Source organism: Mesorhizobium sp. B1-1-7, from assembly GCF_006442705.1.
Taxonomy (GTDB): Bacteria; Pseudomonadota; Alphaproteobacteria; order Rhizobiales; family Rhizobiaceae; genus Mesorhizobium; species Mesorhizobium opportunistum.
Window position 1 is genome coordinate 108,242 of record NZ_VFWQ01000006.1, and the last position, 18,652, is coordinate 126,893.

The 18,652-nt window shown below is 64.8% G+C and carries 18 protein-coding genes and 1 pseudogene; 9 read left to right on the forward strand and 10 right to left on the reverse strand.

The window, feature by feature from the left end:
* Positions 1–201: 201 nt before the first annotated feature.
* Together FJ978_RS11715 and leuD are read right to left on the reverse strand one after the other, a co-directional pair.
* Positions 202–1,134 carry a hypothetical protein gene (locus FJ978_RS11715; protein WP_140572423.1) on the reverse strand — a complete coding sequence of 311 codons (933 nt, stop codon included), beginning with the start codon at positions 1,132–1,134 and terminating at the stop codon, positions 202–204.
* Between the two features lie 144 nt (positions 1,135–1,278).
* A complete protein-coding gene (gene leuD / locus FJ978_RS11720; RefSeq protein ID WP_127856909.1) occupies positions 1,279–1,884 on the reverse strand; it encodes a 3-isopropylmalate dehydratase small subunit in 606 nt (201 codons plus the stop codon).
* Between the two features lie 156 nt (positions 1,885–2,040).
* Between leuD and FJ978_RS11725 the strand changes: the two genes are divergently transcribed.
* The 4 genes from FJ978_RS11725 to FJ978_RS11740 all read left to right on the forward strand — a co-directional run bounded on the left by FJ978_RS11725 (position 2,041) and on the right by FJ978_RS11740 (position 3,850).
* Entirely contained in the window at positions 2,041–2,466 is a 426-nt protein-coding gene (locus tag FJ978_RS11725; RefSeq protein WP_140572238.1) for a GNAT family N-acetyltransferase, read from the forward strand.
* Positions 2,467–2,552: 86 nt separating this feature from the next.
* Positions 2,553–2,870 carry a metalloregulator ArsR/SmtB family transcription factor gene (locus FJ978_RS11730; RefSeq protein WP_140572239.1) on the forward strand — a complete coding sequence of 106 codons (318 nt, stop codon included), beginning with the start codon at positions 2,553–2,555 and terminating at the stop codon, positions 2,868–2,870.
* A 2-nt stretch (positions 2,871–2,872) separates the two neighbouring features.
* On the forward strand, positions 2,873–3,319 hold the full coding sequence (locus FJ978_RS11735; RefSeq protein WP_181176807.1) for an SRPBCC family protein: 447 nt from the start codon (positions 2,873–2,875) through the stop codon (positions 3,317–3,319).
* Between the two features lie 42 nt (positions 3,320–3,361).
* On the forward strand, positions 3,362–3,850 hold the full coding sequence (locus tag FJ978_RS11740; RefSeq protein WP_140572241.1) for an SRPBCC domain-containing protein: 489 nt from the start codon (positions 3,362–3,364) through the stop codon (positions 3,848–3,850).
* Positions 3,851–3,896: 46 nt separating this feature from the next.
* Here the strand turns inward: FJ978_RS11740 and FJ978_RS11745 are convergent, their stop codons facing one another.
* From FJ978_RS11745 to FJ978_RS11760, 4 genes are all read right to left on the reverse strand, one after another.
* On the reverse strand, positions 3,897–5,063 hold the full coding sequence (locus FJ978_RS11745; RefSeq protein WP_140572242.1) for an FAD-binding oxidoreductase: 1,167 nt from the start codon (positions 5,061–5,063) through the stop codon (positions 3,897–3,899).
* Between the two features lie 74 nt (positions 5,064–5,137).
* Positions 5,138–6,739 (reverse strand): ATP-binding protein, encoded by a 1,602-nt coding sequence (locus FJ978_RS11750; protein WP_140572243.1) that lies wholly within the window; start codon positions 6,737–6,739, stop codon positions 5,138–5,140.
* A complete protein-coding gene (locus tag FJ978_RS11755) occupies positions 6,730–7,422 on the reverse strand; it encodes a response regulator transcription factor (RefSeq protein ID WP_140572244.1) in 693 nt (230 codons plus the stop codon). Before FJ978_RS11755 ends, FJ978_RS11750 begins: the two co-directional genes overlap by 10 nt.
* A gap of 3 nt (positions 7,423–7,425) precedes the next feature.
* Complete coding sequence (locus FJ978_RS11760; protein ID WP_140572245.1) at positions 7,426–8,970, reverse strand: DUF4173 domain-containing protein; 1,545 nt, start codon at positions 8,968–8,970, stop codon at positions 7,426–7,428.
* A 582-nt stretch (positions 8,971–9,552) separates the two neighbouring features.
* On the opposite strand from FJ978_RS11760, the gene FJ978_RS11765 reads away from it, so the two are divergent.
* Both FJ978_RS11765 and FJ978_RS11770 read left to right on the forward strand, forming a co-directional pair.
* Positions 9,553–10,428, forward strand: coding sequence for a CoA ester lyase (locus tag FJ978_RS11765; RefSeq protein ID WP_140572246.1), 876 nt, complete (start codon positions 9,553–9,555; stop codon positions 10,426–10,428).
* 49 nt (positions 10,429–10,477) lie between these two features.
* Positions 10,478–10,684, forward strand: coding sequence for a DUF1737 domain-containing protein (locus tag FJ978_RS11770; protein ID WP_023769479.1), 207 nt, complete (start codon positions 10,478–10,480; stop codon positions 10,682–10,684).
* An 18-nt stretch (positions 10,685–10,702) separates the two neighbouring features.
* On the opposite strand, the gene FJ978_RS11775 is transcribed toward FJ978_RS11770, so the two are convergent.
* The 3 genes and pseudogenes from FJ978_RS11775 to FJ978_RS11785 all read right to left on the reverse strand — a co-directional run bounded on the left by FJ978_RS11775 (position 10,703) and on the right by FJ978_RS11785 (position 11,956).
* Positions 10,703–10,984 (reverse strand): XRE family transcriptional regulator, encoded by a 282-nt coding sequence (locus tag FJ978_RS11775; RefSeq protein ID WP_140572247.1) that lies wholly within the window; start codon positions 10,982–10,984, stop codon positions 10,703–10,705.
* Between the two features lie 13 nt (positions 10,985–10,997).
* Positions 10,998–11,294: pseudogene (locus tag FJ978_RS11780) on the reverse strand (type II toxin-antitoxin system RelE/ParE family toxin); the annotation flags it as partial.
* A 239-nt stretch (positions 11,295–11,533) separates the two neighbouring features.
* On the reverse strand, positions 11,534–11,956 hold the full coding sequence (locus FJ978_RS11785; protein WP_013892171.1) for a metallopeptidase family protein: 423 nt from the start codon (positions 11,954–11,956) through the stop codon (positions 11,534–11,536).
* A 182-nt stretch (positions 11,957–12,138) separates the two neighbouring features.
* On the opposite strand from FJ978_RS11785, the gene FJ978_RS33170 reads away from it, so the two are divergent.
* The 3 genes from FJ978_RS33170 to FJ978_RS11800 are packed head-to-tail and all read left to right on the forward strand — an operon-like array spanning position 12,139 to position 18,039.
* A complete protein-coding gene (locus FJ978_RS33170; RefSeq protein WP_140572248.1) occupies positions 12,139–13,266 on the forward strand; it encodes a hypothetical protein in 1,128 nt (375 codons plus the stop codon).
* Entirely contained in the window at positions 13,208–14,686 is a 1,479-nt protein-coding gene (locus FJ978_RS11795) for a DUF6504 family protein (RefSeq protein WP_140572249.1), read from the forward strand. Before FJ978_RS33170 ends, FJ978_RS11795 begins: the two co-directional genes overlap by 59 nt.
* The gene (locus tag FJ978_RS11800) at positions 14,683–18,039 is read left to right on the forward strand and encodes an error-prone DNA polymerase (protein ID WP_140572250.1); all 3,357 of its coding nucleotides are present in this window, start codon (positions 14,683–14,685) and stop codon (positions 18,037–18,039) included. Before FJ978_RS11795 ends, FJ978_RS11800 begins: the two co-directional genes overlap by 4 nt.
* A gap of 297 nt (positions 18,040–18,336) precedes the next feature.
* Here FJ978_RS11800 and FJ978_RS11805 read toward each other — a convergent pair whose 3' ends face one another.
* Entirely contained in the window at positions 18,337–18,576 is a 240-nt protein-coding gene (locus tag FJ978_RS11805; RefSeq protein ID WP_013892168.1) for a Trm112 family protein, read from the reverse strand.
* Positions 18,577–18,652: the final 76 nt, after the last annotated feature.

Genomic DNA, 18,652 nt, shown 5'->3' on the forward strand with positions numbered 1-18,652 from the left:
CAGCCACCCCCTCTGGCCTGCCGGCCATCTCCTCCGCAAGGAGGGAGATTGGCAGCTTTGGCGGACCGCCATTCTTTCAATGTTGAAGATTAGCGAAAGTCGTGGTGACGGCCGATCTCCCCCCTTGCGGGGGAGATGCCCGGCAGGGCAGAGGGGGGTGTGAAGGATCGCGGCGAAATGGTTTTGTTCACCGCCACATCCCTAATTCGCTTCGCCCAGCGCCTTGTCCAGCGCCGCCTTCACATCGGCCGGCCAGGTCTTCACGTCAGGCCAAGCGTTCGGCTGGCCATTGTCGCCGCGGCGGGCGAAGTAGAGCTTGTGCTGGGCCGGGTCGACGGCCATGAAGCCGTCATTGCCGCCGCAATCATGCGGCACGCAGCCGCTGGCGTAGAAGGCGCCGGACGCGGTCTTTTCCGTGCCGCCGCCGACCAGCAAGCTGGTCGCCATATCGGGCATGTCCTTGCCGAGCAGCGTCTCGGCTTGCTTGTAGACGGCCTCGTTGTGGAAGGCGTCGATGATGTTCTGGTACTTTTCCGGATCGATGTCTTTCCAGTCCGTGCCAGGTTCGGGCATGTAGGTCAGATTGCCTGAAATCGTCAGCCCGTCCGTCGGCGACCATTGCAAAGCCGGCTTCTGATCGCCCGGCAGCAGATAGGGCACGAAATAGATGGCGTTGTCGGACACCGCCGAGGGCGGCGCGCCGCACTCGTCCTGCTCGACCTTCGTGCTCTGGATGGGGCCGCCTTCCGGCTTCCAGACGATCACCGTCGCCGGCCCGCATTGATTGCCGCCGTCGCCGACATCGAACAGCGCCACCTTGACGCCGCCGACCTCGACTATTCTGTCGAAGAAGACGTCGTAGTTACTGGCCAGCTGCTTGCCGTCATAGGCGAGCACCTTCTCGCCATCTTGCTCCGGCTGCGTGATGGTCAACTGGCCGCCCTCGAACGGCACCGGTGCTTGGCTGTCGTCATCGGCAGCATCGGCGGCGCCCGTCCCCTGGTCGGTGGCCGGCTTTTCGGCCGACGGCGCCGGTTGCGCGGCCGGTGTCTCAGTCTGGGCAAACGCGCTCGCGGCGGGCATCAGCAACAAGGCCAACCCGCAAACGCCGGCGAGAGCAATTCCCCTGGGAATTGCGTCGAAACAAGGAGGTAGAGCGGTTCGGCGTTTCCGGGAAACGGTGAACCGCTCAAGAAGCGAACGTGTCATGACTGTCCTCCCCTCAGTCGCCGCAAACCCGGCCTGGGCGGCCGGGTTATATCTTCAGCAGGGTACCGCTCAGGCCCAGGGGCGCTGTTCGGCGTTCTTCTTCTCGAACGAGGCGATGGCGCCGGCCTTCTCCATGGTCAGGCCGATATCGTCGAGGCCGTTCAAGAGGCAGTGGCGCTTGAAATCGTCGAGGTCGAAGGTGACGACGCCGCCGTCCGGGCCACGGATTTCCTTGGCTTCGAGATCGATCGACAGCGTCGCATTGGAGCCGCGCGAGGCATCGTCCATCAGCTTCTCCAGATCTTCCGGGCTGACGGTGATCGGCAGGATGCCGTTCTTGAAGCAGTTGTTGTAGAAGATGTCGGCGAACGAGGTCGAGATCACGCAACGGATGCCGAAATCGAGCAGCGCCCACGGGGCGTGCTCGCGCGACGAGCCGCAGCCGAAATTGTCGCCGGCGACCAGGATCTGCGCCTTGCGGTACGCCGGCTTGTTGAGCACGAAATCCGGGTTTTCCGAGCCGTCGTCCTTGTAGCGCATTTCGGCGAACAGGCCGGTGCCGAGCCCGGTGCGCTTGATCGTCTTGAGATAATCCTTCGGGATGATCATGTCGGTGTCGACATTGACGATCGGCATCGGCGCGGCGACGCCGGTGAGCTTGGTGAATTTTTCCATGGCTTTGGCCCGTTTTTTCGTTGCGGGGGAATTTGCTGAGGCACGGTTTACACAAAGCCGCGGGCAAATAAAAGGCAATCGTTTATATGTGGAAGCCCACGCCGGCCGCGCAAAAACGGCTTCGAATTCGCCGGCCGATGATGCAGTCTGGCGGTCATGGCTCAAAGCCCCCTCGTCCTTTACGCGTGCGAAGCAGCGCTCGACATCGCCGAATTCCGCCGCGTGCTGGTGGAATCCGGCCTTGGCGAGACACGGCCGATCGATGACACCGCCAGACTGCAAGCCATGCTGTCAGGTGCCAATCTGGTGCTGACCGCGCGTCTCGACGTGGAGGGCAAGCCGCTGGTCGGCGTTGTCAGGGCCGTCACCGATTTCTCCTGGGTCTGTTACATATCGGAGCTCGCCGTCTCCCGGTCGGCACAGGGGCTCGGCATCGGCAAGGGCCTGCTCAATGAGGCACGACGGCAGCTCGGCCCCTCCGTCGCCATCAGCCTGATCTCGTTACCCGACGCCGTCGGCTTCTACGAGCGCATCGGCATGAAGCGAATGCCCGACGCCTTCTGGTCGTCCCGCAAGCGCTGACTTCTTCTCCGCTGACCGCATCCAGACGTCAGATGGCGCGCGGTCTTGCGGCTTGACATGCAACCAAATGGTTGCATATTAGAGCCATGAGCATGGATGCCGTTTTTCGCGCCCTGGCCGACCCGACACGCCGGCAATTGCTGGACAGCCTCCATGCCAGGAACGGGCAGACCTTGAATGCGCTGTGCGCGGAAATGGCCATGACGCGCCAGGCAGTGACCAAGCACCTGGCGATCCTGGAGGAGGCAAACCTCGTCTCCACCATCCGTCGGGGCCGTGAGAAGGAGCACTACCTCAACCCGGTTCCGATCAACGAGATCGCCGAGCGCTGGATCGGCAAATTCGAGAGGGGGCGGCTGACCGCCCTCAGCGACTTGAAGAAACGCCTCGAAAGGGAAGACTGATGATGAGCAACAGCTTCGTTTATGTGACCTACATCCGCACCACGCCTGAGAAGCTTTGGCAGGCGCTGACCGACCCGGAGTTCAACCGGCAGTTCTTCCTCTGCTCTTATCAGGAGAGCGAGTGGAAAGTCGGCTCAAGCTGGAAGCTGATATTCCCGGACGGCCGCGTCGCCGACAGCGGCGAGATCCTCGAGATCGACCCGCCCAAGCGCTTGGTCATCAAATGGCGAAACGAATGGATGCCCGAGGTGAAAGCCGATGGCTACACGCGCTGTACCTTCACCATCGAGCAGGACGGCGAGTTGATGAAGCTTGCTGTCACCCATGAGGCGGATGGGCCGCATAGCCTGATCGGCAACGTCGCCAAAGGCTGGCCGCTGGTGTTGGCCAGCCTGAAGAGCCTGCTCGAAACCGGCAAGGGTTTTGAGCGTCCGCCCTCCAAGTTATAAAGGATCGTTCCGGTTATGAACGAATTTCGGACGGAGGCATCCATGACGTATGTTCCCATGGTGCATAGCATAACCAATGGCGAGACGATCATGGCATCGGCCGAGATTGGCGCGCCTGTTGAACACGTGTTCCACGCTCTGGTTAGCGATGAGGTCGAGCGCTGGTGGGGGTCCGCCGACACCTACCGCGTGGTCGACTGGTCGGCCGATCTTCGCGTCGGCGGCCGCTGGACGGTAGTCGTCAGGACGGCCGACGGCAGAAGCCGGCCGGCCGGCGGCGAATTCCTCGACATCGAGGCGCCGCGCCGGATCGTGCAGACGCGGGCCTATGCGTGGGACCACCCGACACTTGGCCGGCGAGAGACCAAAGTGGCGTATCTGCTGGAACCGATCGCGATCGGCACGCACATTACGATCTGCCATGGCGGCTTTGCCGGCCTGAACGAAGCGGCGACCGAGCATGCCGAGGGGTGGGGACGGGTGCTGGCGTGGCTTCAGGCGTATGTCGAGGCTGGAAGGCTGGCGGCTTAGGCAGCGACGAGGCCGCAGCGGTCCTTCGCGCGCTGGTCTGCCGGCGTCAAATCACGTTCAATTCCCGGAACGCCCTTCCTTCCGCAACCCGGCCATACCCGAACGCCGAGCAATCCACCGTCCGGTAATCGCCATGCACGATCAGTTCGGCCAGCGCCTTGCCGACCGCCGGCGCCTGCTGCAGCCCGTGACCCGAAAACCCATTGGCGAAGATGAAATTGCCAACCTCGGGATGCGGGCCGATCACCGCGTTCTGGTCGAGTGTGTTGTAGTCGTAGTGGCCGGCCCAGGCGCGCGTCGACTTGATTGCCTCGAAGGCTGGAATGCGGGCCGCCAGCACGGGCCAGATCACCTCTTCGAAAAGCGGCCAGTCGACCTCGAAATCCCCCGACGCGGCCGGGCCGTCGCCCTCTTCGGGTTCCGCGCCGCCGGTGAGGTAGACCGAGCCTTCCGGGCGGACATAGATGCCGGAGGGATCGACCAGCAGCGGCATGTCGGCATACTTCTCGCGCGCCTCGAAGACGAAGACGTTGCGCTTGCGCGGCTCGACCGGCAGCTCGAGCCGGGCAAAAGCCGCGACCTTGCCGGCATTCGGCCCGGCGGCATTGACGACGATGCCGGCCTCCAGCGCCTGGCCGTTGTAGAGCCTGACGCCGGTGATGCGGTTGCCGTCGCGCGCGATGCCGGTGACATCGGCGGTGATGAAATCGATGTTCTTGTCGCGCAGCGCCTTGCGGAACAGCGTCAGCATCGCATGCGCGTCGAACCAGCCTTCGCCGGTGCGGCCATAGGCGCCGGCGGAAATGCCTTCGGTCGACAGCCAGGCGAAGCGCCGCGTCAGCTGCTCGGCGTCCTCCAACACGATGTCGGCGCCCTCGGCGATCTGCGCCTCGTGATTGGCCTTCAGGATCGGCAGCCCGGCTTCTCCGGCGAGGATGAGATAACCGCCCTCGCGGAAACCGATATCGGCATCGGTGCCGAACTCTTCCTTCAGCCGCCGGAACAGTTTCAGCGTGAACTGCGACAGCCGGATGTTTTCCGGAATGGAGAATTGCTGGCGGATCGAGGCCATGGACAGCGTCGTTGCCGCCTGCGCGAATTGCGGATCGCGCTCGATCAGCGCGATCGAGCCGGAAAACCCTTCCTCGCGCAGGTAATAGGCAATGGAGGACCCGACGATGGCCCCGCCGATGATGACGATGTCGTAGCGCACGCTTTATGCCTCTCCAAGCCTAGAGCATGATCCCGAAAAGTGGCCGCCGGTTTCGGAAAAGATCATGCTCACTCTCATACTACCGGCAGAATGATCTCGAAGCGCGTGCCGGGCTCGCTGTCAACCAGCCGGATCATACCATCATGCGCTTTCAGGAGGGCCAGCACGATGCCGAGCCCCATGCCGGTGCCGCCGGTAGAGCGCCGCGTGGTGAAGAACGGTTCGAAGATGCGTGCCCGGTTGCTCGGCGAAATGCCGGCGCCGTCATCCCCGACCAGCACCGTCGCCTTGCCGCCGGCGCTTGCAGCGATGATCGAAACCTGCGTCGCGCCGTGCCGGGCCGAATTGTCGATGAGATTGCCCAGCACGATCGCCGCATTCTCCGCCGATATGCGCAAGGCCAGATCGCCGCCGGCCTCGACGCGAACCGCCAGCCTGGTGTCGACCGGGAGCAGGGCAAGCGCTGCACCGATCGAGGTGCTTTGGCCGCTGGGCGCGAGATTTTCCGCCCGTGCCAGGTCGAGCAGCTTCCGCACCAGCAGGTTGAGCCGACCGGCATCGGTGACGATGTTGTCGGAAAAGCGCCGGCGCTCGGCATCGTCCATCGCCGAGCCGGAATCGCGCAGCAGCTCGGCCGCGCCCTGGATCGCCGTCAGCGGCGATTTGAGTTCATGCGAGACATGGGTGGCGAACGTCTGGATCGAGTCCGATCGCGCCTGCAGTTTTTCGGCCATGTCGAGGAAGGCGGCGGAAAGCTCGGCCATCTCGTATGTGCCGTGGTGGTCGAGCGGCCGGATCGCGTCGCGGTCGCCGGCGGCGATGCGTTCGGTGCGGTCGATCAGCGCATAGATCGGCCGGCTGACGGTGCGCAGGAAGACCAGGCCGATGAGCAGCGTGCCGCCGAGGATGGCGATCGCCGCCAGGGTCACCTTGCCGCGCTCGCCATAGAGATGCTTGACGATGTTGTTTGGCGTCCGCGACACATAGACCACGCCGGCGACCTTGCCGTCGACGGCCACCGGCAAAGCGACGAAGACACGCACCTTGGTGCCGCGGCTGACCGAATAGAGCGGCGGCGTCGGCTGGTCGGGAATGCGCAGCCGGAGCGCGCTGGCATAGCGGCCGCCGAGCGCGGCGCGCACCTCCTCGACCTCGCCGAGCGACTGCCCGACCTCGCCGCGCCCGGCGATGACGACACCCCGGGGGTCGAGCAGCCGGAAACCGGCCAGCGTGGTTTTCTGCGTGGCGTCGAGAATGCCCGACAGCCGCGTTCCGATCGTGGCGAAAGCGGGATCGGCGATTGCGGGCGTCGCCGCCGGCCGAGTCGGAAGCACATAATCCGAGGCGAGATCGAGGCGCGGCTCGATCGGCCGGTAGGGGCCGTCGGGATTGGCGCTTCGGATTGAGATCCCATTTGCCCCAGGTGTCGGCGCGCCAAGCTTTTCCGGCGCAATGGCGGCGTCGCGAACGTCCTGCGCGTAGATGGCGGCAATGGCCGCGCCTTGCGCGATCAGTTCCGCCTCGGTCTGCCGGATCAGCTGGTTCTCGTAGAGCCGGAAGAAGAACAGGCCGACCAGCGGCAGCGCCATCACCATGATCAGGATGGCGACGACGACGGTGGCAAGCCGTGGCCGCCATTTGCGGCCTATCCATTTGCGCGAACTGGTCAGCCGCATCGGCCGAGCCGGAAGCCGACGCCATGCACCGTCTCGATGGCGTCAAGGCAACCCGCCGCCGCCAGCTTGGCGCGGATGTTGCGGATATGGCTGTCGACGGTGCGATCGGCGACATGGACCTTGCCGGCATAGGCATTGGCCATCACCGCGTCGCGGTCGAGCACATGCGCCGGCCGCGCCAGAAACCCTTTCAGGATCGAGAATTCTATACCCGTCAGCGACAGCGGCTTGCCATCGAAGGCGGCGCCGTGGCTGGCCGGCACCAGAATAAGCTTACCATGCGCGAACTGCCTGTCGTCGGCCGGTTCGGGCGCCATCGGCCGGGCGCGCCGCAGGATGACGTTGACGCGGGCGACCAGTTCGCGCGGGGAAAACGGCTTCGTCACATAATCGTCGCCACCCATTTCGAGCCCGAGGATGCGGTCGATCTCCTCGTCCCGCGCGGACAGGAACAGCACCGGCACATCGGATGTGTGCCTGAGCCGCCGGCAGACCTCCAGCCCGTCCATCTCCGGCATGCCGATGTCGAGCACGACCAGGTCGGGTGTGTGCCGTTCGATCGCTCGCAGAGCGGCCGCACCGTCGGAAACGGCAGCCGTCTTCATGCCGGCTTTTTCCAACGCAAAGCAGATCACCTCGCGGATATGCGGGTCATCGTCGGCGACGAGGATGTGATGCGGCATGGATCAGCGGTCCCGCGCGGTAGGTTGCGAGGGCTGAGGAAGCACGAGCGACCCCTTGCTGTCGAGATCGCGCAGCAGGCGCCAGTCTCGAAAGCTCCAGGCCCGCCAGTTGTTCTGGACGCTGCGATACCAGCTTTCGTCGCTGTCGCGCACACGCTCCAGCTCGCGGACAGCGCCGGCGGCAGGCGTCTTGTCCTGGTGATCGAAGAACCGGTCGAGCGCCGGAAACGCGCCTGGGCCAAGCGAGCGCAGATACCAGGCGTCGAGGGGAATGCCCTGGCCGGTCATTTCAAGGGAATGGTCGACATTGTAATTGGCGATCGTTGCCGCGAAGTTGATGAAGCAACAGCCATAAAGCGCCAGGGATAACGTCAGAAGATTGGCGGAGAACAGCCATTCGTTGGATTTTTGCAGGGCGATGCGGGCGATGATCAGCGCAAGGCCCGCCGCCACCAGAGCCATCCAGACGAAAGCCGCGATGCGCCAGTAGGTCAGCGCATAGATGCCGACATAGAGGTCAAGCCGCAGGATCGACGAGATGACCAGCATGATGTTCTGCGCCACCCAGGCATAGACCAGCCGGCGGATGACCGGATCGGCCGAGGTCGCGCTGCCGGGCCGCAGCGCCGCGAGGACGAAACCGGCGGCGAGCAGCGCGGTTACGATAAGCGGATAGGCGCCGCGATGCGCATAGGCGGCGTAGCTCAAGCCGTCGGGAAGGCCCACCCCGCCCCACAGATAGGTGAAGTCGAGCCCGGTCTGCAGCGCGAACAGCACGTTGAAGACAACAAGCGCGCGCAGGATGGCCGCCTTGCCGAAAACGATGTCCTCGATGACGTGAATTTGCGGATTGGTCGCCGGCTGAGCAGCTGGGACATGGTTTGGCCGGGAAACGCGCCGACGAAATCGCGGCAGGCGTGGCCGCAAAAAGGCCCAGACGCCGGCGAGCACGAACAGCCAGAAGGCAATCCGCGCCAGCTGGATGAGATCGAGCAGCTTCAGAAGGTCGATCAGCGACAGCCAGTAGCCGATGACCGGATTGGCGGTGCCGAACAGCGCCAGGAAGACGGCGCCCAGTGTCAGCGGCATCACCCAGACGGCGATCGCCGCCAGCCGGACGCGGCGCCGGCCGAACCGGCGCGCTGTCCTGCGCCAGCGGATGAAATCGCCAACGAACCGAAACGGCGCCGCGAGCCAAAACAGGGCGATCTGCCGAGCAATGCGGGCGATGCCGTGCCGCAGGCGTCCGCTCAGCGAAAGCGCGAACACGACAAGGGCCGCAAGCGCGATCGAGACGGACAAGGCGCTGGCATTTTCGGCGAGCGGCAGCAGCGCGACCAGCAGCACGGCGGGCTTCAGCCAGACCCTGCTATCGCTGAGGGCCGCGGGATGCACGGCCACGACCGCGGCGGCGATCAATATGGCAAACAGCAAAACCGTGATGCCGACCGGCTGGCCGTAGAACAGGAAATCCGCCAGCACGACCAGCAGCAGCGCAATGCCGAAGCGGCTGCTATAGCTTGGTGCCGCTGTGAAAAACGACGTCATGATCTGACCTTCCTGGCAGCATCTGGCCTGATAGCTTCCGGCCGCATTGGCGGCTGGCTCTTTCGGACAAAGGGGACGAGTATCGCCGCAGGATTCCCGCGCGGCGGATCGGCCAGCCACCATCCGTCGCTGCGCAACCGGTAGGGCAGACGGGGGCTTGCTCGCTTTTGCATGCCGCCTGTCTCGCAGGCCGACGGGGAAACCGTGCGGCGGATGCAAGGAGGTTTCCCGCAGTCGCGTGCAGTTTTCGTGCAGAGGCCGCGCCTGAGGGCGCCGCCCCAGCCAGGCTCCTTTCCTCTCCCTCCGGAGGGGGGAGAGGTGGCTCGGCGCAGCGGAGACGGAGTGGGGGAACCACCTGGCAACCGCCGCGACCGACATAGCAAGGGCACCAGGCGCAAGCCTCGCCTTGCGCCCAAGGGTCGACCCCCACTCCGTCGAGCTTCGCTCGACACCTCTCCCCCGATCGACGGGGGAGAGGAAGGGCCCCCTTCCGCAACTGCTGCGGAGGACGGGCAGGCAAGGGGCAGCATAGTACCGGCCTTCCGCTTGCCTCGACCAACCACACGCGGCATAGATCGGGGCATGACCGAAATCTATCGCCCGCGCCGCTCGGTGCTCTACGTCCCGGCCTCCAACGACAAGGCGCTGGCCAAGATCGCGCAGCTTTCCTGCGATGCCGTCATCATCGACCTGGAGGATGCCTCGGCCCCGGCCGACAAGATCGCTGCCCGCGGAAAGTTGGCGAAGATCTTCGCCGATGCAGATCGCCGTTGCGAGATGGTGGTGCGCATCAATGCGCTGTCCAGCGAATGGGGCGCCGACGATCTGCTGGCCGCCGCAAGCTGCGAACCCGACGGCATCCTGTTGCCCAAGGTCGATACGCCGCGCGACCTGCTCGAGGCCGGCGATGTGCTCGACGACAATTTTGTCCCCGATAGCGTGAAACTGTGGACGATGATCGAGACGCCCAAGGCGCTGCTCAACATCGGCGCGATCGCCGAACTTGGCCGCGATCCGGCCTCGCGCCTTGATTGTTTCGTTGCCGGAACGAATGATCTGGTCAAGGACACCGGCGTGCTGGCGACGCCGGACCGCCGCTACCTCGTGCCCTGGCTGATGCAAATGGTGCTGGCCGCCCGTGCCGGCGGCCTCGACATGCTCGACGGCGTCGCCAATGACTTTCGCGACCTCGACGCTTTCGCCCGCGAATGCAGGGAATCCGCCGCCATGGGGTTCGACGGCAAGACCCTCATCCATCCGGCCCAGATCGAAGCCGCCAACCGCGCCTTCGTGCCAACAGCGCAAGCGGTGGCCGAGGCGCGCGCCGTGAAGGACGCATTCTCGCTCGCCGAAAATGCCGGCAAGGCCGTGATTGCGCTGAATGGCAGGATGGTCGAGCGGCTGCACCTGACGCAGGCTGAAAAACTGCTGGCGAAGGCCGCCGCCATCGGCGCATGATATCGGCCCTATGCTCGCGGGCTATGAATATTCACGACAGGACTGAAAAATGAAACTCTATCGCTTTCTGACGGCCCCCGACGATGCCAGCTTCTGCCACAAGGTGACGGCGGCGTTGAACAAGGGCTGGCACCTGTTCGGCTCGCCGACCTACGCCTATGACAAGAAAGCCAAGACGATGCGTTGCGGCCAGGCCGTGGTGAAGGACGTCGAGGGCCAGGAATATGGGCCGGATACCAAGCTCAGCGACTGGTAGACTCGATCAAAGACAGCGTCAGGCAGCCTCGGCGATTTCAAGACGCACGGTAAGCCCGGCCAGCGCGGCAAGGTTGATCAAGGTGTCCAGACTGAAATTGGCGATCCTGCCCCGCAGGAGGTCGTTGAGGCGCGGCTGGGTAATCCCGAGCCGGTTGGCCGCTTCAGCCTGGGTAACGTCCCAACTGTGCACCCGCTGTTCAATCGCGATCAGCAAATTGGAACGCATAGTCATGTTGGCGGCCTCGGCTGGAGTATTTTCCAGCGCGTCCCACACGTTCTCGAAACTCTGACGTTCCATCGTCATACCTCCACTAGATTTGCTTGAACCGCGATACGGCAAGATCCAGATCTCGTTTCGCCGTTTGTTGCGTCTTCTTCTGGAAGGCGTGCAGCACATAGATAGCGTCACCTATGCTCGCGACATAAAGCACCCGGAACGCGCCGGCATCGTCACGGACGCGGATCTCCCGCACGCCGGGGCCTACTGTCGTCATCGGCTTCCAGTCGCTTGGCTCAAACCCGAGCTGAACCTTATGCAACTGGACACCCGTTTCCTTGCGCGCCGCTTCTGGAAAATCCCGGAGCTGCGCAAGGGAATCTCCAAGAAATCTAGTCGCTTCACCGGCATGCGAATCTTATATCAAAACTTGTATAATTTAACAAGGCGATGGCGCACGTGATCGGCTCTCGGCCTGCTCCGACGCAGGCTGTATTGAGATTCAGGTCAGGCCGAGTCGAAAATGGTGGTGCCCGAGAACCGGAGCGGAGCGTACTTTTGGGTACGTGAGCACCGGAAGCGCAGGGGATCACCATTTGCAGGCCGGCCTCACCTGAATATCGGCACAGCCTACTCGGCAGCCTCTTCGATCCGCTCCATATCATCGTCCGACAGGCCGAAATGGTGGCCGATCTCGTGGATCAGCACATGGGTGATGATGTCGCCCAGCGTTTCCTCGTTTTCGGCCCAGTAGTCGAGCATGGCGCGGCGATAGAGCGTGATGCGGTTCGGGCCTTCGCCGGTCTGCGGGTTCCAGCGTTCGGCGATGCCGCGTCCCTCGAACAGGCCGAGCAGGTCGAACGGTGTTTCCAACGACAAATCGTCCATGATCTCGTCGGTCGGGAATTCGGCGATCTGGATGACGATCTCGCCGGTCAGCTTGCGAAACTCCTCCGGCAGATGGGCGTAGGCCTCCAGCGCCAGGAACTCCAACTCCTCCATCGAGGGTGCAAGTTCGCCGTGCCAGGTGCGGGTTTTGTAGATACGAGCCATGCTTTGTCCTTTGATCCCGGCATATAGGCTTTCGCACCGGAATCGGCAAACGGTGCGGCCGGTGCGCCCCGCGCTTGCGGATAGCCAGGAATAAATTCCTTGTGACTCTGCTTGACTCTTCGGACCGCCTCTGGAATCTATTAGAACATAACAGGAACAATTGTGAGTGGAAGCTGACCGTCATGGCGATGACCGCCGTGGCGCGGGAGACTGTTTTTGCCCTGCGCCGCCAGATTGCGAAGATCGAGGGAACCCTGCCCGAGCGCCTGCAGGCGCCGGCCGCCGCGCCCCTTGGTGCTGGCGCCAGCCCCGATCCCGTCTCCAACCTTGATCTCACGCCCGCCGATCTCACCTCCAGCCTTGATCTCACGCCCAGTCTTGATCTTACGCCCAGTCTTGATCTCACCATCGTCCGCCGCGGCCTTGCCGCGGCGGCACCGGATGCCTTCCTGCCGATCGGCGTCGGCCGCCTCGATGCGGCCCTGAGCGGCGGCCTGCCGAAAGCCGCGCTCAGCGAAATCCATGGCCTGGAAACCCGCGATGCCGGGGCCGTCGCCGGTTTCGCCCTGTCGCTCATCAGCCTGATCCTCAAGCAGGCGCGGGGATTGCCAATCTTATGGATCGGCACCACGGAAATCTTCCGCGAGGCCGGCTTTCCCTATGCCAAGGGGTTGCATGCCTCGTTCGGCATCGAGCCGGAGCAATTGCTGTTTTCCGAGGCGCCCAGGCTTGTCGATGCGCTGTGGGTCGCCGAGGAGGCCGCCAGGATGACGGCGCTCGCTGCTGTCATCCTGGAAATCCGCGGCAATCCGCAGCGGCTGGACCTGACCGCGACGCGCCGGCTGCATGCGCGGGCGATGAGTGCCGGCCGGCCGGTGTTCCTGCTGCGGCAGGCGGCCGGGCCCGAGCCGACGGCGGCGCCCGTCCGCCTCATCGTCGCGTCGGCGCCGGCGGTGCCGCGCGCCACGGTCGCCGGGCCGCTCGCCGGTTCGATCGGCCGCCCGGCCTTCACCATCACCATCGGCAAGAGCCGCACGGCCCTGCCTGGACAATTCACACTGGAGTGGAACCCCGATGAACGCGGATTCGATGAAAGAGCGGGCGACGAAAGAAGGCGCGAAAGAGACCGGGCAAAGGATCCTGTCCCTGTGGTTTCCCTATCTGGCGGTGGAAAGGATCCTGCGCCAGCGTCTGGGGCGGTCCTGGCGTTCCCGGCCTTCGGATCACCTGACGCCATCTCACCCGCCGCTGGTGATCAGCCACCGCCACGGGAACGCACAGCGTATCTCGGCCCTCGACGAGCGGGCTGAGGCGCTGCACCTGAAACGCGACATGGGCATTGCCGACGCGCGCGCCATGTACCCGTCGATCGACATCGTCGAGGCCGATCCCGAGGCCGACCGGCGCCTGCTCGAAGGCCTTGCCGACTGGTGCGACCGCTACACCCCGCTGGTGGCGATCGACGGCACCGATGGGCTGTTTCTCGACGTCACCGGCTGCACCCATCTGTTCGGCGGCGAACGCGCCATGCTGGACGACATCCTGTCGCGCTTCCTTCATCAGGGTTTTGCCGTCCGTGCCGGGCTTGCCGCGACACCGGGCGCGGCCTGGGCGGCAGCGCGCTTTTGCGGCGACCGCATCGTCGTGTCAGGCGAGGAGGAGGCCCTGCTCGCGCCCTTGCCGCTGGCCGCACTGCGCATAGCGCCGGAAACCCGCACCAGCCTGGAAAGCGTAGGCCTGCGCACGGCGGGCGCCGTCATGGCGGCACCGCGCGCCCCGCTTGCCCGCCGCTTCGGCGGCTCGCTGCTTTTGCGCCTCGACCAGGCGCTTGGCCGCCTCGACGAGGCGGTCTCGCCGCGCCTGCCCGTCGCGCCGCTTTCGGTCGAGCGCCACCTCGCCGAGCCGGTCACCGTGACCGAGGAGATCGAGCGGCTGGTGGGCATGCTGGCGACGACCTTGAAGGCCGATCTCGAGCGCCGCGGCGAGGGTGCCCGGACGCTGGCACTGCTGCTCTTTCGCGTCGACGGCGCCGTCAGCCGCATTGCGCTCGGCACCTCGCGGCCGATGCGCGATCCCCGGCTGATCCAGAAACTCTTCCATGAAAGGCTGGCCGCGCTCGAGCAGCATATCGATGCCGGCTATGGTTTCGACCTGGTGCGGCTTTCCGTGCTGGCGGCCGCCGCCTTCGACATGCAACAGGCCGATCTGACCGGCGAGGTGAACGACGACGGCGCCGACATCGCGCTGTTCGCCGACCGCATACGCGCCCGGCTCGGCGAGGGCGCTGTCCTGCAGCCGGTCGCCGTGGAAAGCCATCTGCCGGAACGCGCTGTCGCGACCATCCCTTTCACCGAGGCCCCGCGCCGGACCACGCCGCCAAGGAAGCCGGACAGGTTGCAGGCGCCGATGACCATCTTCCCGCCGGAACGGCCGATCCGGCTGTTCCGCGCGCCCGAGCCGATCGAGGTGCCGGCCACCGAAATGCCCGAGGGACCGCCGCTGAATTTCCGCTGGCGGCGCGCACTCTACCGGGTGACGCGTGCCGAGGGGCCCGAGCGCATCGCCGCCGAATGGTGGCGCGAGGCGTCGGACGATGCCGCGGCATCGACACGCGACTATTTCCGCATCGAGGATGCCGACGGCCGCCGCTACTGGCTCTACCGGCAAGGGCTTTACGGCGGCGCCTCGCAGATCCCGCCGCGCTGGTTCCTGCACGGGGTCTTCGCATGAATGCGCTGACCGTCATCCCCTATGCCGAGTTCGGCATCCAGTCGAATTTCTCCTTCCTGCGCGGCGCTTCCAAGCCGGAGGAGCTGGTGGTCGCGGCCAAGCTGCTGGGCTTCTCCGCGATCGGCCTTGCCGACCGAAACACGGTGGCCGGCGTGGTGCGCGCCTGGCAACAGGCCAAGGTCGAAAAGCTTTCCTATCATCCCGGCTGCCGGCTGGTCTTCTGCGACGGCACGCCGGACATTCTCGCCTATCCCAGGGACCGCAAGGGCTGGGGGCATCTTTGCCGCATGCTGACGCAAGCCAACCTGCGTGACGAAACCGAAAAGGGCGCCACCTTGCTCCAGCGCGGCGACCTGCTCGAATGGGGGGACCTTATGTCGCTCGCGGTCCTGCCTGATCCGATGGCGGGCGCTGAAGACAGTCTCGCCCTCATCCGCCAGCTCAAGGACCGCTTCGGCAGAGCCCTGCGGCTGGGCGTCTCGCCCGATTATGCCGGCAATGACCGTTTCCGCATCGAACAGGCAGCCGCGTTTGCCGGGAGTGCCGGCATCACGCTGATGGCGACCAACGACGTTCTCTACCACACCGCCGAGCGTCGCCCGCTGCAGGACGTGCTGACCGCGATCCGCCTCAACACGCCGGTCGCCGAGGTTGGGCTGCAGCTCACCGCCAATGCCGAGCGCCATCTGAAGCCGCCGATGGAGATGGCCCGCTTGTTCCGCCGGCATCCGCAGGCGCTGGCCGAGACCTTGCGGTTCGCGGAAGAGCTGACCTTCTCGCTGAGCGATCTCCAATACAACTACCCCGACGAGCCGACGGAATCCGGCCTCGGCCCGCAAGCCGAGCTGGAAAGGCTGGCGCGGGAGGGAGCCGCCAGGCGCTACCCGGCCGGAGTGCCTGCCTCCGTGATCAAGCGCATCGGGGAAGAACTCGCTCTCATCGAGCGCCTCAACTACGCCCGCTATTTCCTCACCGTCCATGACATCGTCAAATACGCCCGCAGCCAGGACATACTGTGCCAGGGCCGTGGTTCGGCCGCCAATTCGATCGTCTGCTTCTGCATCGGCATCACCGAAGTCGGGCCGGACAAGATCGATACGCTGTTCGAACGCTTCATTTCCGAGGAGAGGAACGAGCCGCCCGACATCGACGTCGATTTCGAGCATGAAAAGCGCGAGACCGTCATCCAGTACATCTACGAGAAATACAGCTCCAAGCGCACCGCGCTAGCCGCAGCCGTCATCAGCTATCGCGGCCGCTCGGCGCTGCGCGAAGTGTCGAAGGCGATGGGCCTGTCCGAGGATGTCAGGGCGTCTCTGTCCGGCTCGATCTGGGGCTGGTCGACCTCCGAGCTTGGCGAGAAGGAAGCCCGCGCCGGCGGCCTTGACCGGACCGACCCCGTATCGAGGCACGTGATGGAACGCGCCAACGAGATCATGGGTTTTCCCCGTCACCTCTCCCAGCATGTCGGCGGTTTCGTCATCACCCGGGACCGGCTCGATGAGATCGTGCCGATCGTCAAGACGGCGATGGATGAGCGCAAGATGGTCGAATGGGACAAGGACGATCTCGACGCGGTGAAGATCCTCAAGGTGGACATCCTGGCGCTCGGCATGCTGACCTGCCTGCAGCGCGCCTTCACCTTGCTTACGGAGCACTATCCGAAGGCGCGGGATCCGTATGGGCAGCCCTATGTGCTGGCCACGCTGCCGCCGGAGGACAAGCAGGTCTACAAAATGATCTGCCGCGCCGACACGATCGGCGTCTTCCAGATCGAATCGCGCGCCCAGATGTCGATGCTGCCCAGGCTCAGGCCACAAAATTTCTACGACCTCGTCATCGAGGTGGCGATCGTGCGGCCCGGCCCGATCCAGGGCGACATGGTCCACCCCTATCTGCGCCGCCGCCAAGGCAAGGAGGAGGCCGAGTATCCCAAGCCGGAACTAAAAGAGATCCTCGGCAAGACGCTGGGCGTTCCCTTGTTCCAGGAACAGGCGATGAAGATCGCCATCGTCGCCGGCGGCTTCAGGCCGGGCGAGGCCGACGAATTGCGCCGCGCCATGGCCACCTTCAAGCGCACCGGCACGATCGGCAATTACCGCCAGCGCATGATCGACGGCATGATGGGCAAGGGCTACACGAAAGACTTCGCCGAGCGCTGCTTCAAACAGATCGAGGGTTTTGGCGAATATGGCTTTCCCGAAAGCCACGCCGCCTCCTTCGCCTTGCTCGTCTATGCCTCCTGCTGGTTCAAGACCTTCTATCCCGACGTGTTCTGCGCCGCGATCCTGAATTCGCAACCGATGGGGTTCTACCAGCCGGCCCAGCTTGTCCGCGACGCGCGCGACCATGGCGTCGATATCCGCGAGGTCGACGTCAATTTCTCCGTCTGGGACTGCACCCTGGAGGAAACGCCTTTCGACCCGGCCCGCATCCTGCCGCGCCATGCCGAAATGCGCGGTGCCATCGAGACGGCCCATGCCGTGCGGCTTGGCTTCAGGCAGATCAAGGGACTGTCCAAGGAACGCATGGAGCAGTTCGTCACAAGGCGTGGCGACGGTTACTTGTCCGTCCGTGACGTCTGGCTGCGCTCCGGCCTCGATGTCGACGAGATCGAGCGGCTGGCGCAGGCCGATGCCTTCCGCTCGCTCGGCCTCGACCGCCGCGACGCGCTGTGGGCGGTGCGCGCGCTGGACGGCAAGAGTGCCGCCGAGAAGCTGCCGCTGTTCGACCAGCCGGCCCTGCGCCTGCGCGAGCTGGAGCCGGAGACGAAGCTGCCGAAAATGCCGCTCGGCGAGCATGTCATCCACGACTACCGCTCGCTCGGCCTGTCGCTCAAGGCGCATCCGGTGGCCTTCCTGCGCGAACGGCTCGACCGCGCCGGCATCACGCCCAATGCCAACCTTTCTTCCGTGCGCGACGGCAGGCGGGTCTCCGTCGCCGGCCTCGTGCTGGTGCGCCAGCGCCCCGGCAAGGGCAACGCGATCTTCCTGACGCTGGAGGACGACAAGGCCGTCGCCAACGTCATCTTTTGGGAGAGAACCTTTACCCGCTTCCGCCCCATCGTCATGGGCGCGCGGTTCGTGAAGGTCAGCGGGAAATTGCAGTCGGAATCCGGTGTCGTCCACATCGTCGCCGAGAAGATCGAGGACCTGACACCCTGGCTGACCGTGCTGCTGGAGAAGGTCAGCCAAGCGGGAGCGCCGGACGCTGCTTCTCAGGGGCACGTCTCCAGGGATGGTGCGGATCGCGATGGCCGCCCCGCGCTGCGCAACGCGCCGATCAAACAGGATCTCGCGGCGTTATCCGGAGAAGCGGAACAGGTCATGCCCAAGGGGCGCAATTTTCAGTAGCGGCTCCACAGTGCCGGCCATCCGAAAAGCGCCGCGACCCCCCGCGCACCTCTCCCCCACTTGGGCAGGGCACAAGGGTTGGCGAGTTTGCGCCTTTCCTCTCCCCCGTCGATCGGGGGAGAGGAAGGGTGCCAAGGTTGGCGAACAGGGGGAGATCGGCAGCTCCTGCAACGCTGGAGATTGGCGAAAGCCGCTGAGCGCATAATCTCCCTCCTTGCGGGGGAGATGGCCGGTAGGCCAGAGGGGGGTGCTGTCCCGCCAGCCTCGCCAGCTTCTGCACCCCAGCGGCGCCCGAACCTACGATGTCCCACCCAATTTCGGCGGCGACAGCACATCCTCCGCCGAAATCGTCCGTGCCTCCGATGGCAGCATGATCGGGATGCCGTCGCGAACCGGATAGGCGAGCTTGGCGACCCGAGAGATCAGCTCGCCCCGCTCCGGATCCCAGGCGAGCGGCCCTTTGGTCAGCGGGCAGGCCAGGAGTTCCAGCAGCTTGGGGTCGACAGTGCTCTTCCTTCCGTCACGCCCATCCGCCATCGTGCCCTCCTCCAGCTTCGCGCCGAAGATGTGTTGATATCCGGGTCAGGCCGAGTCGAAAATGGAGGCTTGCGAG

Excerpts from the sequence above, each read along its gene's own strand:
- FJ978_RS11765 (WP_140572246.1), top strand. The coding sequence starts at position 9,553 with ATGACCGAAATCTATCGCCCGCGCCGCTCGGTGCTCTACGTCCCGGCC.
- FJ978_RS11805 (WP_013892168.1), bottom strand. The coding sequence starts at position 18,576 with ATGGCGGATGGGCGTGACGGAAGGAAGAGCACTGTCGACCCCAAGCTG.
- FJ978_RS11775 (WP_140572247.1), bottom strand. The coding sequence starts at position 10,984 with ATGGAACGTCAGAGTTTCGAGAACGTGTGGGACGCGCTGGAAAATACT.
- FJ978_RS11800 (WP_140572250.1), top strand. The coding sequence starts at position 14,683 with ATGAATGCGCTGACCGTCATCCCCTATGCCGAGTTCGGCATCCAGTCG.
- FJ978_RS11725 (WP_140572238.1), top strand. The coding sequence starts at position 2,041 with ATGGCTCAAAGCCCCCTCGTCCTTTACGCGTGCGAAGCAGCGCTCGAC.
- FJ978_RS11770 (WP_023769479.1), top strand. The coding sequence starts at position 10,478 with ATGAAACTCTATCGCTTTCTGACGGCCCCCGACGATGCCAGCTTCTGC.
- FJ978_RS11785 (WP_013892171.1), bottom strand. The coding sequence starts at position 11,956 with ATGGCTCGTATCTACAAAACCCGCACCTGGCACGGCGAACTTGCACCC.
- FJ978_RS11730 (WP_140572239.1), top strand. The coding sequence starts at position 2,553 with ATGAGCATGGATGCCGTTTTTCGCGCCCTGGCCGACCCGACACGCCGG.
- FJ978_RS11750 (WP_140572243.1), bottom strand. The coding sequence starts at position 6,739 with ATGCGGCTGACCAGTTCGCGCAAATGGATAGGCCGCAAATGGCGGCCA.
- FJ978_RS11760 (WP_140572245.1), bottom strand. The coding sequence starts at position 8,970 with ATGACGTCGTTTTTCACAGCGGCACCAAGCTATAGCAGCCGCTTCGGC.
- FJ978_RS11755 (WP_140572244.1), bottom strand. The coding sequence starts at position 7,422 with ATGCCGCATCACATCCTCGTCGCCGACGATGACCCGCATATCCGCGAG.
- FJ978_RS11735 (WP_181176807.1), top strand. The coding sequence starts at position 2,873 with ATGAGCAACAGCTTCGTTTATGTGACCTACATCCGCACCACGCCTGAG.
- FJ978_RS33170 (WP_140572248.1), top strand. The coding sequence starts at position 12,139 with ATGGCGATGACCGCCGTGGCGCGGGAGACTGTTTTTGCCCTGCGCCGC.
- leuD (WP_127856909.1), bottom strand. The coding sequence starts at position 1,884 with ATGGAAAAATTCACCAAGCTCACCGGCGTCGCCGCGCCGATGCCGATC.
- FJ978_RS11740 (WP_140572241.1), top strand. The coding sequence starts at position 3,362 with ATGACGTATGTTCCCATGGTGCATAGCATAACCAATGGCGAGACGATC.